General features: G+C 62.5%; 9 protein-coding genes. 8 read left to right on the plus strand and 1 reads right to left on the minus strand.

The genetic code is table 11. The features are described 5' to 3' along the window. Window positions 1-47: 47 nt before the first annotated feature. The gene (gene choW / locus J3Q04_RS23440) at window positions 48-893 is read left to right on the plus strand and encodes a choline ABC transporter permease subunit (RefSeq protein WP_420764960.1); all 846 of its coding nucleotides are present in this window, start codon (window positions 48-50) and stop codon (window positions 891-893) included. Continuing rightward, window positions 890-2,068 (plus strand): choline ABC transporter ATP-binding protein, encoded by a 1,179-nt coding sequence (gene choV / locus J3Q04_RS23445; protein ID WP_420764961.1) that lies wholly within the window; start codon window positions 890-892, stop codon window positions 2,066-2,068. Before choW ends, choV begins: the two co-directional genes overlap by 4 nt. Window positions 2,069-2,198: 130 nt before the next feature. On the opposite strand, the gene J3Q04_RS23450 is transcribed toward choV, so the two are convergent. After that, window positions 2,199-3,734, minus strand: a complete 1,536-nt coding sequence (locus J3Q04_RS23450) for a BCCT family transporter (protein WP_434564071.1) — start codon at window positions 3,732-3,734, stop codon at window positions 2,199-2,201. A gap of 365 nt (window positions 3,735-4,099) precedes the next feature. Between J3Q04_RS23450 and betI the strand changes: the two genes are divergently transcribed. From betI to mdtD, 6 genes are all read left to right on the plus strand, one after another. Continuing rightward, window positions 4,100-4,720, plus strand: coding sequence for a transcriptional regulator BetI (gene betI / locus J3Q04_RS23455; RefSeq protein ID WP_434561885.1), 621 nt, complete (start codon window positions 4,100-4,102; stop codon window positions 4,718-4,720). A gap of 79 nt (window positions 4,721-4,799) precedes the next feature. Beyond that, window positions 4,800-6,272 carry a betaine-aldehyde dehydrogenase gene (gene betB, locus J3Q04_RS23460; RefSeq protein WP_434609105.1) on the plus strand — a complete coding sequence of 491 codons (1,473 nt, stop codon included), beginning with the start codon at window positions 4,800-4,802 and terminating at the stop codon, window positions 6,270-6,272. A 218-nt stretch (window positions 6,273-6,490) separates the two neighbouring features. Continuing rightward, entirely contained in the window at window positions 6,491-8,194 is a 1,704-nt protein-coding gene (gene betA, locus J3Q04_RS23465) for a choline dehydrogenase (protein ID WP_434609103.1), read from the plus strand. Between the two features lie 255 nt (window positions 8,195-8,449). Beyond that, window positions 8,450-9,892 (plus strand): TldD/PmbA family protein, encoded by a 1,443-nt coding sequence (locus J3Q04_RS23470; RefSeq protein ID WP_434609101.1) that lies wholly within the window; start codon window positions 8,450-8,452, stop codon window positions 9,890-9,892. After that, the gene (locus J3Q04_RS23475; RefSeq protein ID WP_434609099.1) at window positions 9,892-11,229 is read left to right on the plus strand and encodes a TldD/PmbA family protein; all 1,338 of its coding nucleotides are present in this window, start codon (window positions 9,892-9,894) and stop codon (window positions 11,227-11,229) included. The genes J3Q04_RS23470 and J3Q04_RS23475 overlap by 1 nt, the downstream gene beginning before the upstream one ends. A 174-nt stretch (window positions 11,230-11,403) precedes the next feature. Further along, on the plus strand, window positions 11,404-12,831 hold the full coding sequence (mdtD, locus tag J3Q04_RS23480; RefSeq protein WP_420764967.1) for a multidrug transporter subunit MdtD: 1,428 nt from the start codon (window positions 11,404-11,406) through the stop codon (window positions 12,829-12,831). Window positions 12,832-13,106 lie beyond the last annotated feature (275 nt).

Genomic DNA, 13,106 nt, shown 5'->3' on the forward strand with positions numbered 1-13,106 from the left:
TTCGCTCGCCCGGGCTGTTTATTCCTTGCATGCGGACGTTCACTACCATGCTTATTGATCAGAAAATACCCTTGGGCCAGTACATCGCGGGCTTTGTCGAATGGTTGACGCAAAACGGCGCCGACACCTTCGATGCAATCGCAATGTTTCTGGAAACGATGATTCACGGCGTGACGTTTGCGCTGACCTGGTTCAATCCCCTGGTGCTTATCGGCCTCATCGCGCTACTGGCGCACTTCATCCAGCGCAAATGGGGCCTGACCGTTTTCGTTATCGCGTCCTTCTTGTTGATCCTCAACCTGGGTTACTGGCAAGAGACCATGGAAACCCTCGCCCAGGTGCTCTTCGCGACCTTGGTCTGCGTGCTTATCGGTGTGCCGCTGGGCATTGTTGCCGCGCACAAGCCGATGTTCTACACCATGATGCGTCCGGTGCTCGATCTGATGCAGACCGTACCGACCTTCGTCTACCTCATTCCTACCCTGACCCTGTTCGGTCTGGGTGTGGTCCCGGGCCTGATCTCCACGGTGGTATTCGCGATCGCCGCGCCCATCCGCCTGACCTACCTGGGCATCCGCGACGTTCCGGACGAACTGATGGACGCCGGTAAAGCCTTCGGCTGCTCCCGGCGCCAGCTCCTGTCGCGCATCGAACTGCCTCACGCCATGCCGAGCATCGCCGCCGGAATCACCCAATGCATCATGTTGTCGCTGTCGATGGTGGTCATCGCGGCACTGGTCGGTGCCGACGGCCTGGGCAAACCCGTGGTCAACGCATTGAACACCGCTGATATCGCCCTGGGCTTCGAAGCCGGCCTGGCGATCGTATTGCTGGCGATCATGCTCGACCGAATCTGCAAACAACCCGACGCCAAAGTAGGGGGTGACGCATGAGCATAATCCGCTTCGAAGAAGTCGACGTGATCTTCTCCAAAGATCCACGCGAAGCCCTCAAATTGCTCGACAAGGGCATGACGCGCAACGAAATCCTGAAGAAGACCGGGCAGATCGTCGGCGTGGAAAAAGCCAGCCTCGACATCGAAAAAGGCGAGATCTGCGTGCTGATGGGCCTTTCCGGCTCCGGCAAATCCAGCTTGCTGCGTTGCATCAACGGTTTGAACACCGTGAGTCGCGGCAAATTGTTCGTCGAGCACGAAGGCCGGCAGATCGATATCGCCTCCTGCACTCCCGCCGAACTGAAGATGATGCGCACCAAGCGCATCGCCATGGTGTTCCAGAAGTTCGCCCTGATGCCTTGGCTGACGGTGCGCGAAAACATCAGCTTCGGCCTGGAAATGCAGGGCCGGCCGGAGAAGGAACGCAAGAAGCTGGTGGATGAAAAACTCGAGCTGGTGGGCCTGACCCAGTGGCGCAACAAGAAGCCCGACGAGCTGTCTGGCGGCATGCAGCAACGGGTCGGCCTGGCCCGCGCCCTGGCGATGGACGCCGACATCCTGTTGATGGACGAACCGTTCTCGGCCCTCGACCCGCTGATCCGCCAAGGCCTGCAGGACGAACTGCTGGAACTGCAACGCAAGTTGAGCAAGACCATCGTGTTCGTCAGCCACGACCTGGACGAAGCCCTGAAGCTGGGCAGCCGTATCGCGATCATGAAAGACGGCCGAATCATCCAGTACAGCAAGCCGGAACAGATCGTGTTGAACCCGGCGGACGACTATGTGCGCACGTTCGTCGCCCATACCAATCCGCTCAATGTGCTCTGCGGCCGCAGCCTGATGCGCACCCTGGACAACTGCAAGCGCATCAACGGCTCGGTGTGCCTGGATCCGGGCGGCGACTCCTGGCTTGACCTGGCCGAAGGCAACACCATCAAGGGCGCCCGGCAGAACGGCGCCGCCTTGGACCTGCAGAACTGGGCGCCAGGGCAGTCTGTCGAAGGCTTGGGGCGTTTCCCGACCTTGGTCGACTCCAGCATCGGCATGCGCGACGCGTTGCAGATCCGCTACCAGACCGGCAACAAACTGGTGCTTCACGATAATCAGCAAGTCGTCGGCATCCTCGGCGACAGCGAGCTGTATCACGCCCTGCTCGGCAAGAACCTGGGCTAAAGCCAATGCACACAAAAACGCCGCGAGATGATCGCGGCGTTTTTGTGTGCGCAGAAACAAGAATTGGAATGCTCTTGTGGCGAGGGGATTTATCCCCTCGCCACAACAGTGTTCACAACTATCGAACGGGTCAGCTAAAGACCCGACCCAGCGCCGCCAACTCCGCCCGTTCCTGCTCAACCCGCACATCCTCGCGCATGGCCTTGTGCAGCCCGAACATGAAGCATACCAGCACCACCGAGAACGGCAGGCCAGCCAACACCACCATGGTTTGCATCGCCTCGAAGTTGCCCGCGAACAACAGGCCGATGGTCACCAGCGTGATCACCACCGACCAGAAGATCCGCAGCCAATGCGGCGCGTCTTCGTCAACGTTGCCGCCCTGGCACGAAAGGTTCGCCATCATCACCGCGCCGGAGTCAGCCGGGGTCAGGAACAGGACGAAACCAACGAAGATCGACACGCCGATCACGACCTTCGACGCCGGATAGTATTCGAGCAGCTGATAGATCGACATCGACGGCTGCGTCAACGCCGTCTTGCCCAGCTCGACCGCGCCGTGGTTCATCACCAGGTCCAGGGCCGAGTTACCGAAGATCGACAACCAGGCCAGGGTGAAGCCCAGGGGAATCAGCAACACGCCCGCCACCAACTCACGCACGGTGCGGCCACGGGAAATGCGCGCGATGAACATGCCGACAAAAGGCGCCCAGGAGATCCACCAGGCCCAGTAGAACAGGGTCCACAAGCCCATCCAACGGCCCGATTTCGCGGTGTCGTCGGCATAGACGTACAGGTCGAATGTCTTGAGCACCACGCCGTTGAGGTAGTCGCCGATGTTCTGCACGAAACCGTTGAGCAGGTGCAGGGTCGGACCGAACAGCAACACGAAAATCAGCAAGCCGCTGAACAACACGATGTTCAGGTTGGACAACCGGCGGATGCCGTTTTCCACGCCGGACACGGCGGCGATGGTCGCCACGGTGCTCATCACGATGATCACGATCAGCAAATTGGTGTTGCTGTGCTCGATGCCAAACAGGTTTTCCAAACCGGACGCGACTTGCAGCGAACCGATCCCCAGGTTGGTCACCAGCCCCAGCAACGTCACGAACATGCCGAAACCGTCCACCGCATGGCCGGCCGCGCCCTTGACCCAGCGCTCGCCCACCAATGGATACAGGGCCGAGCGCAGCGCCAGCGGCTGGTTGTGCCGATAGGCGAAATACGCCACGGCCAAGCCCACCAGGGCATAGATCGCCCAACCATGCAGGCCCCAGTGCAAGAACGTCAATTGCACGGCCTGGCGCGCGGCCATCTGGCTGCCGGCCACGCCTTCAGGGGGGTTGAAGAAATGGTCCAGCGGCTCGGATGCGCCGAAGTACAGCAATGAAATGCCGATGCCCGACGAAAACAGCATCCCGGCCCAGGCGCCGTAGCTGAAGTCCGGCGTATCGTCCTTGCCGCCCAGCTTGAGCTTGCCATAGGAGGAAAATGCCAGGCCGACCACAAACACCAGATAGGCAGCGATGACCACCATGTAGTACCAGCCGAAGCTGCGGGACAACCACGCCTGGGCAATGCCGAGCAGACGGCCGGCCTCCTGCGGGGCGATGATCAGAATGGCGGTCAGCAACAGAATCAGCGCGGTGGAGGTGTAGAACACCCAACCGTTGACCGTCACCTTCTGCGGCGGGGTCTTTATTAGCAAGGCAGAACTCATTGCACGGATGCTCCAGGCAGTGCGAGAGAAGGACAAGGCAACGCGATACCCGGCCAATCGGTGGGTTGGCAGCCGACCGGCGGGTGTTATAAAGACACCCGGAAAGCCCTTGCCCCGCGATTGCGCGGGTCTCTGGGCTCTTGATGTCTCGTTTCTGCGCCATTTACCCCGTAGGAAAACCGGTAAATCGCGACGAATTGTCGCAGAGCTTATTCTTTGTTGATTGAACGTTCAATCAAAACAAAATAGACTGGCCCTCATGACGGCGGACCTTACTCGTCCGCCCGATGGCCTAAGGAGATTTGCAGATGCCCAAGGTCGGTATGCAACCCATCCGCCGCCAGCAATTGATCGAAGCCACTTTGCAGGCTGTCGATCAGGTCGGGATGGGGGACGCCAGCATTGCGCTGATCGCCCGTTTGGCCGGTGTTTCGAACGGCATCATCAGTCACTACTTTCAGGACAAGAATGGCCTGATCGCGGCTACGGCCCAGTACCTGATGACTGTCCTGAGCGAGAACGTCACCGCGCGTCGTCAAGCGCTGACGGACCCGAGCCCGCGAGCTCACCTGAAGGTGATCATCGAGGGCAACTTCGACGCCAGCCAGGTCAACGGCCCGGCAATGAAAACCTGGCTGGCCTTCTGGGCCACCAGCATGCATCACCCGTCATTGCACAGGTTGCAGCGGATCAACGATCACCGTCTGTATTCCAACCTGTGTTGCCAGTTCCGCCGCGTGTTGCCTGTCGACCAGGCACGCAGCGCGGCCCGGGGCCTGGCCGCTCTGATTGACGGTTTGTGGCTGCGCGGAGCGCTGTCGGGAGACGCGTTCGACACCGCCCAGGCACATCGGATCGCGTACGAATACATGGATTTCCAACTGGCCAAGGCAGGAGCGCCAGAGCACACAGAACCGCTCGACTCCTGAACCCCCACCGCAGCGCGTAGTCAGCTGTAAACGACACGCTCGGTGGTCAGCCAACCACTTATGCACTTGCGAGGACTTTATGGCCCGTTTCGAACTGCAAAAACTCTACATCGATGGCGCGTACAGCGATGCCAGCGGCGACGCCACTTTCGAAGCCATCAACCCGGCGAACGGTGAAGTACTCGCCCTGGTGCAGCGCGCAACGAAAGAAGACGTCGAGCGTGCCGTGGTCAGCGCCGAAAAAGGCCAGAAAGTCTGGGCGGCGATGACCGCCATGCAGCGCTCGCGCATCCTGCGTCGCGCCGTGGACATCCTGCGCGAACGCAACGATGAGCTCGCGGCCCTGGAAACCCTGGACACCGGCAAGGCCTATTCCGAAACCCGCTACGTCGACATCGTCACTGGCGCCGACGTGCTGGAATATTACGCAGGCCTGGTGCCCGCTATCGAAGGCGAACAGGTTCCGCTGCGCACCACGTCGTTCGTCTACACCCGCCGCGAGCCCCTGGGCGTCGTCGCCGGTATCGGCGCATGGAACTACCCGATCCAGATCGCCCTGTGGAAATCCGCCCCGGCCCTGGCCGCTGGCAACGCGATGATCTTCAAGCCCAGCGAAGTCACCTCGCTGACCACCCTGAAACTGGCCGAGATCTACACCGAGGCCGGCGTTCCAGCAGGCGTGTTCAACGTGCTGACCGGCAGCGGCCGTGAGGTCGGCACCTGGCTGACCGAGCACCCGCGCATCGAGAAAATCTCCTTCACCGGCGGCACCGACACCGGCAAGAAGGTCATGGCCAGTGCCTCGAGCTCTTCGCTCAAGGACGTGACCATGGAGCTGGGCGGCAAGTCGCCGCTGATCATCTTCGACGACGCCGACCTGGACCGCGCCGCCGACACCGCGATGATGGCCAACTTCTACAGCTCCGGCCAAGTCTGCACCAACGGCACCCGGGTGTTCGTGCCGAGCCACCTGAAGGCTGCCTTCGAAGCCAAGATCGCCGAGCGCGTGGCGCGCATCCGCATCGGCAACCCGGAAGACGAGAACACCAACTTCGGCCCGCTGGTGAGCTTCGCCCACATGGAAAACGTGCTGGGCTACATCGATAAAGGCAAGGCCGAAGGCGCGCGCCTGCTGTGCGGCGGCGGTCGCCTGACGGAAGGCGAACTGGCCAAGGGCGCGTTTGTGGCCCCGACCGTGTTCACCGATTGCACCGATGACATGACCATCGTGCGTGAAGAAATCTTCGGCCCGGTGATGAGCATCCTCACCTACGAAACCGAAGAAGAAGTGATCCGCCGCGCCAACGATACCGACTTCGGCCTGGCCGCCGGTGTCGTGACCCGCGACCTGAACCGCGCGCACCGCGTGATCCACCAGCTCGAATCAGGCATCTGCTGGATCAACGCCTGGGGCGAATCGGCGGCGGAAATGCCGGTCGGTGGCTACAAGCAATCGGGCGTGGGCCGGGAGAATGGGATCAGCTCGCTGACCAACTACACGCGCATCAAGTCGGTGCAGGTCGAAATGGGCGATTACACGTCGGTGTTCTGATCTGAGACCGAGCCTGAGGCCGGGGCCCTTGTGGCGAGGGAGCTTGCTCCCGCTGGGCCGCGAAGCGGCCCCGACCCAGCTCCCAGGTTCATCCAGACAGAACACGGTCGCCCTGTTTGCGACTGCTGCGCAGCCGAGCGGGAGCAAGCTCCCTCGCCACAGAGAATGTGGCACTCGATGACCGCGACCTGAACCAACTCCAAAAGAGGGTACATTTCATGTCCCAAGAATTCGATTACATCATCATCGGTGCCGGCTCGGCCGGTAACACCCTGGCTACCCGCCTGACCGAAGACGAAGGCGTTACCGTCTTGCTGCTCGAAGCCGGCGGCCCGGACTATCGCCTCGACTTCCGTACCCAGATGCCCGCCGCCCTGGCATTTCCTCTCCAGGGTCGCCGCTACAACTGGGCCTACCAGACCGATCCGGAGCCGCACATGAACGGCCGTCGCATGGAATGCGGTCGCGGCAAGGGCCTGGGTGGTTCTTCGCTGATCAACGGCATGTGCTACATCCGCGGTAACGCGCTGGACTACGACAACTGGGCCAAGCTGCCCGGCCTGGAAGACTGGACCTACCTCGATTGCCTACCGTATTTCCGTAAAGCCGAAACCCGAGACATCGGCCCGAACGACTACCATGGCGGCGACGGCCCGGTCAGTGTGACCACGCCCAAGCCTGGCAACAATCCGCTGTTCCACGCCATGGTCGAAGCCGGCGTTCAGGCCGGTTACCCGCGTACCGAGGACCTCAACGGCTTCCAGCAGGAAGGTTTCGGCCCGATGGACCGTACCGTCACGCCCAATGGCCGTCGCGCCAGTACCGCGCGCGGTTACCTGGACGTCGCCAAGAAGCGCTCGACGCTGACCATCGTCAGCCACGCGCTGGCCGACAAGATCCTCTTCGAAGGCAAACGCGCGGTCGGCGTGCGTTACCTGGTGGGCGCCGCCGAAGAACGCGTCGAGGCCCGGGCGCGCAAGGAAGTGCTGCTGTGCTCCGGCGCCATCGCCTCGCCGCAGATCCTGCAACGCTCCGGCGTCGGCCCTGCCAAGCTGCTGGAAAACCTCGACGTCCCGGTGGTCCACGACCTGCCGGGCGTCGGTGAAAACCTGCAGGACCACCTTGAGCTGTACCTGCAATACGCCTGCACTCAACCGGTCTCGCTGTACCCGTCGCTGCTCTGGTACAACCAGCCGGCGATCGGTGCCGAGTGGCTGTTCAACGGCACTGGTATCGGCGCCAGCAACCAGTTCGAGGCCGGCGGCTTCATTCGTACGCGCCCCGAGTTCGATTGGCCGAACATCCAGTACCACTTCCTGCCGGTGGCGATTAACTACAACGGCAGCAACGGCGTGAAAGAGCACGGTTTCCAGGCGCACATGGGCTCCATGCGTTCGCCAAGCCGTGGCCGGATCCAGGCCAAGTCCAAGGACCCGCGCCAGCACCCGAGCATCCTGTTCAACTACATGGCCACCGAGCAGGACTGGCAGGAATTTCGCGACGGCATCCGCCTGACCCGCGAGATCATGCAGCAGCCGGCGCTCGATCCGTTCCGTGGTCGCGAAATCAGCCCGGGCATCGAGGTGCAGACGGACGAGCAATTGGACCAGTTCATCCGTGAGCACGCCGAAACCGCGTTCCACCCATCCTGCTCGTGCAAGATGGGCACCGATGATATGGCCGTGGTGGATGGCGAAGGCCGCGTGCACGGCATGGAAGGGTTGCGCGTGGTCGACGCCTCGATCATGCCGATCATCACCACCGGCAACCTGAACGCGCCGACGATCATGATCGCCGAGAAAATCGCCGACAAGATCCGTGGCCGCAAGCCTTTGCCGCGCAGCACCGCACCTTACTACGTCGCCGGCGACGCGCCGGTGCGCGGCAAGCCGTTGCGTGAAGTGGCGACGGCCGCGCAGTAAGACTCCAGATCGCGGCGCGGCCTTCGTCGGATCGCCGCCCGGAGCAAGCTCGCTCCCACAGGGGATTGGCGGTGAACACAGATTTTGTGACCACCAAAGATCCACTGTGGGAGCGAGCTTGCTCGCGATGACGTCCGACCTGACACCGCAAATCCCCATCTGCCTTGATCCCTCCCCCGCCCCAGGCCTACTCTAGAGCCGCCCGCGCCAATGCGCCGCACCTCGCTGCATCGCCACTCCAGACAAGGAGGTTCCATGTTCGACTTCCAACCCCAGCTCAAGCAGCGTTTCGCTGCCTTGCGCACGGGCGCTGAGTTCTTTTCCCTGCGTTACGTACGCGAGTCCGGCCAACACTTGTCGGTGCGCAAGAACGTCGCCGAACCTCCGAGCCTGAGCCACGACGAAGGCGCCATGCTCACCGTGCGGGTCAATGGCGTCGAAACCTATGCGGCCACTAACGACCTTTCCCTGGCCGGCCTGCAAGCGGCGCTGGAGCGGGCCGAGCAATACGCTCGCCAGCTCAAGCCCCACGCCCTGCTGGACCTGCGCGACCAACCGGTGTCCAGCGACCGCGCCGACTACTTCTCGCCGCATTTCGACCAGGCCTTCCCGCCCCTGAGCGATTGCTACCAATTGCTCGGCGACGAATCGGCCGCGGTGCCCGCCGACGAGCGCCTGGTGAACTGGCAGGCCAGCATCGGCCTGACCCAGGTCGAGCAGATCTACCTCAACAGCGCCGGCGCTGAACTGCGCCAGGCCCAACGCTTCATCTACCCGGCCCTGGACGTCACCGCCTTCGACGGCAATGACAGCCAGACCCGCACCCTGGGCCGGGAAAATTTCGGCCAGCAAGGCGGTTTCGATGTGATCAGCCGTTGCGGCCTGATCGGCGCCGGTCCAAGGATCGCCGACCAGGCCCTGCAATTGCTCATGGCGCCCAACACCCCCCAAGGTCCCCGCGACCTGCTGCTGATGCCCGACCAGATGATGCTGCAGATCCACGAGTCCATCGGCCATCCGCTGGAACTGGACCGCATCCTCGGCGACGAGCGCAATTACGCCGGCACCAGCTTCGTCAAGACCGAGGATTTCGGCCACCTGCAGTACGGCTCCAGCCTGTTGAACGTGACCTTCGATCCGGACATTCCCGAGGAGTTGGCCAGTTACAGCCATGACGACGACGGCACGGCCGCCAGCAAGCAGTTCCTGATTCGCGAAGGCCTGTTGCTGCGCCCATTGGGCGGCGCGCTGTCGCAGTTCCGCGCCGGCCTCGACGGTGTTGCCAACAGCCGCGCCTGCGGTTGGAATCGTCCGCCCATCGACCGCATGGCAAACCTGAACATCGAGCCCGGCGACCAATCCCTGGAGCAGTTGATCCAAGGCATCGAGCATGGCGTGCTGATGCGCACCAACCGCTCCTGGTCCATTGACGACGCCCGCAACAAATTCCAGTTCGGCTGCGAATGGGGCCAGTTGATCAAAAACGGTGAGCTCAAGGGCGTAGTGAAGAACCCCAACTACCGGGGCATCTCCGCGCAGTTCTGGAAGAGCCTGCGGGCCGTGGGCGACGCCAGCACTTCCCAAGTGCTTGGCACACCGAATTGCGGCAAGGGCGAACCGAACCAGGTCATCCGCGTTGGCCATGCGTCGCCGGCCTGTGTGTTCAGCAACGTGGACGTGTTTGGGGGGGATGCCTGATGAGCACCGTCAATAATCAAGCTGGGGCGTTCAAAGCACTGGTCGATTGGTTGCGCGACGCGTTGCGCGAACCTGAGCAATTCACCCTCGGCTACGCCGCCGAGTCGTCGGCCTTCGTGCGCTTCAACCACGGCAAGGTCCGTCAGGCCGGCCAGGTGCAACAGGCCAACGTCAGTTTCAAGTTGATCAATGACGGCCGTCATGCCGATCTGCAGATCACCTTGTCCGGCGACACCGAGACCGACCTGCGACGCTTGGCCGACGGGTTGCAACAGTTGCGCGAGACGTTGCCGCTGCTGCCAGCCGATCCCTACCTGCTGCTCAACCACAACCATTGGCAGAGCAACAACGTGCAGGACCACCCCCTGCCGGACACCGAGCAAGCCGTCGCTGAAATCAGCCGTGCCGCCGAGGGCCTGGACTTGGTCGGCTTTTACGCCGCAGGCCCCATCAGTCGTGGCTTCGCCAGTTCCTCGGGAGCGTTCGGCTGGCATCAGGCCAACAGTTTCAACTTCGACTTCAGCTTGTTCCATGAAAACGGCCAGGCCGTGAAGGCCAGCTACGCGGGACACGCCTGGAGCAGCGAAGGATTCGCCCAACGTTTCGAGCAGGCACGCCAGCAGCTGCAATTCCTCGGCCTGCCCCTACGTACGCTGCCGCCGGGCGAATACCGCGCCTACCTGGCGCCGGCCGCGTTGGAAGAAATCATGGGCATGCTCAGTTGGGGCGGATTCTCGGCCCGGGCGATCGCCAGCAAGCAAAGCCCGTTGCAGAAATTCTACGCCGGCGAAGCCCACTTCAGTCCCAACGTGTGGTTGACGGAGCAGGTCAGCGGCTCACTGAGCCCGGCATTTTCCGACGAAGGTTATCCCCGCGATGACCTGGGGCTGATCGCCAAGGGCATGGCCAACGCGCAACTGGTCAACTCCCGCAGCGCCGCCGAATACGGCCTCGCCGCCAACGGCGCCAGCAGCTATGAATACCCCACGGCGCTGGACATGCAGGGCGGGCAATTGGAACAGAAGTACATCCTCGGGCAACTCGGCACTGGGCTGTACATCAGCAATCTCTGGTACCTGAACTACTCCGACCAACCGGCGGCGCGTCTGACCGGCATGACCCGCTTCGCCACGTTCTGGGTCGAGAACGGTCAGATCCAGGCGCCGGTGAGCACGATGCGCTTCGACGACAGCGTCTACAGTTTGCTCGGCTCGCAACTCGAAGCGCTGACCCGGGAGCGGGAACTTCTGCTTTCGGCCAGCACCTACAGCCAGCGGGCCACGGCCTCGATGTTGCTGCCGGGGGCGTTGGTCAAGAAGCTCACGTTGACGCTATAACACGCAGTGCCCCGTGGCGAGGGAGCTTGCTCCCGCTCGGCTGCGAAGCAGTCGTAATCCAGGCGACGCTATCTGTCAGGCACACCGTGTTCACCGGTTTGGGGGTGCTCCGCACCCCAGCGGGAGCAAGCTCCCTCGCCACAGGTAATTGTTTTATTTCACACAAGAGGTCCCATGCCCAACCGCGCTCCCCTCGACGCCGTCACCGCCCGCTGGCTTCCGTGGGTGGTGGCGATTGCCTTCTTCATGCAGTCCCTGGATGGCACCATCCTCAACACCGCCCTGCCCGCCATGGCCAGCGACCTTGCGGAAAACCCGCTGCGCATGCAAGGCGTGATCATTGCCTACATGCTCACCGTGGCTTTGCTGATCCCGGCCTCGGGCTGGATCGCCGACCGCTTCGGCACCAAGAAGATTTTCTTCGGCGCGATCCTGCTGTTCAGCTTCGGCTCGCTGCTGTGCGCCTTGTCTAACTCGTTGAGCATGTTGATCGGCGCACGGGTCGTCCAAGGCTTGGGCGGTGCGCTGATGTTGCCGGTGGGCCGGCTGGTGGTACTGCGGGCTTACCCGCGCTCGGAGTTGGTGCGAATCATGGGCTTCATCACCATCCCCGGGCTGCTCGGCCCGCTGATCGGCCCGACCATGGGCGGCTGGATGGTGGAGTACATGACCTGGCACTGGATTTTCCTCATCAATCTGCCGGTGGGCGTGGTCGGTTGCTACGCGGTATGGAAATTCATCCCGGACCTGCGCGGCACTGAGCGCACGCGCTTCGATGGCGTGGGCTTTCTGTTGTTCGGCGCGGCGATGGTGCTGATCACCGTCGCCATGGAGGGGCTGGGTGAACTGCACCTGCCGCACCTGCGGGTGATGCTGCTGCTGTTTGGCGGCATGGCTTGCCTGGCGGCTTACTGGGTGCGCGCCGGGCACGTCGAGAACGCGCTGTTTCCACCGTCGCTGTTCAAGACCCGGACCTTCGCGGTGGGCATCCTCGGCAACCTGTTCGCGCGCCTGGGCAGCGGTGCACTACCGTTCCTGGTGCCGTTGCTGTTGCAAGTCGCCCTGGGTTATTCACCGTCCCAGGCGGGGATGAGCATGCTGCCCCTGGCGGCCGCCGCGATGGTCGCCAAGTCCGTGGCCCGCCCGCTGATCGAACGCTTCGGCTATCGCATCGTCCTGACCGGCAATACCCTTGCCCTCGGCGTGATGCTGGCGAGCATGGGCTTGGTCAGCGAGCAAACACCGTACTGGCTGTTGCTGGCGCACCTGGCAGTGCTGGGAGCGATCAACTCGCTGCAATTCACCGCGATGAACACCGTGACCCTGATCGACCTGGACGACGCCAGCGCCAGCAGTGGCAACAGCCTGCTGTCGGTGGTGGCGCAACTGTCCCTGAGCCTGGGCGTGGCTTGTGCAGGTGCCCTGCTGGGAGGCTTTACCGCCCAGGTCGGCAACGACGGTGTGGACACGGTGCTGGGCGCCTTTCAATTGACTTTTGTGACGGTGGGGATCATGGCGATGCTGGCGGCGACGATCTTTTCCCAGCTGTCGAAGCAGGATGGGCGACGGGTCAAGCGGCCGGATGAGCATATCGAGCACTAGATAGGACTCGAACGGTTTTAAGGCTTCAGGGCTTTTGTGGCGAGGGAGCTTGCTCCCGCTCGGCTGCGCAGCAGTCGCAATCCAGGCAATGCGAACTTTCAGGTGCACCGTGTTGGCCGGTTTGGGGCCGGTTTGGGGCCGCTTCGCGCCCCAGCGGGAGCAAGCTCCCTCGCCACGGGGAATTCGCCCACTTCAGAACTGCGCCACAGCTCGTCCAGATCTTTCGAAGAAAGTGGCACGAGGCTGCTACACTGCGCGACATTTTGTTTTGCAGG

The organism is Pseudomonas sp. D4-21 (genome assembly GCF_051132125.1).
GTDB lineage: Bacteria > Pseudomonadota > Gammaproteobacteria > Pseudomonadales > Pseudomonadaceae > Aquipseudomonas.